A 735-nucleotide genomic window follows, 5' to 3' on the forward strand; every position below is an offset into this window, starting at 1 on the left:
AAACCATTTGTTGGTGTTGGTGTTACCGTTGTTCCTGGTTTATTTGGATTGATGACTTTTTCATTGCTTGTATATGGTTGTCCATCTACTGCTGGGTTTGTAGGATTTACTTTGCCTGATGTTAATCCATCTTTCACTCGTGGAGCTGGGTCTTGGTCATTTGGAATACCGTCGCCATCAATATCATCATCTGATACGTCTGGTTTGCCGTCGCCATCTAAGTCTCGTTGGACCACTACTGGAATGGTTACGGTGACTGGGGTATCTCCTGTACGGCTGACCGTTACTGGAATATTCACTGTCTTCTCTGTCTCATCGCCAGTCCATTCGATACCAGTTGGTTTTCCTGTGACTTTTCCATCGGTTCCTACTGTCAATCCATTCGTTGGAGTTGCTGTGAATGTCGCATCGTCTTTGTTTGGATTGATAACTTTTTCAGTACTTGTATAAGGTTGTCCTTCTACTGCTGGGTTTGTAGGATTTACTTTGCCTGCGTCTAATGGTTTTTCACCTTTGTCTAGATCTCGTTGGACCACTACTGGAATGGTTTCGTTGATTTTTTCATTTCCTTTTGTGATGACTACTGGAATATTGACTGTTTGTTCTGTGTCATCGCCATTCCATGTTAAGCCTGTTGGTGTTCCTGTAACTTTACCGCTTGTTCCATCAATTGTTAAACCATTTGTTGGTGTTGGTGTTACCGTTGTTCCTGGTTTATTTGGATTGATGACTTTT

The 735-nt window shown here is 42.2% G+C and carries 1 pseudogene; it reads right to left on the reverse strand.

The annotated features are described in order from the left end of the window. A pseudogene (locus HMPREF0851_RS16365) lies at nt 1–735 on the reverse strand (hypothetical protein); the annotation flags it as partial.

Source organism: Streptococcus sp. M334 (genome assembly GCF_000187745.1).
Classification (GTDB): Bacteria; Bacillota; Bacilli; order Lactobacillales; family Streptococcaceae; genus Streptococcus.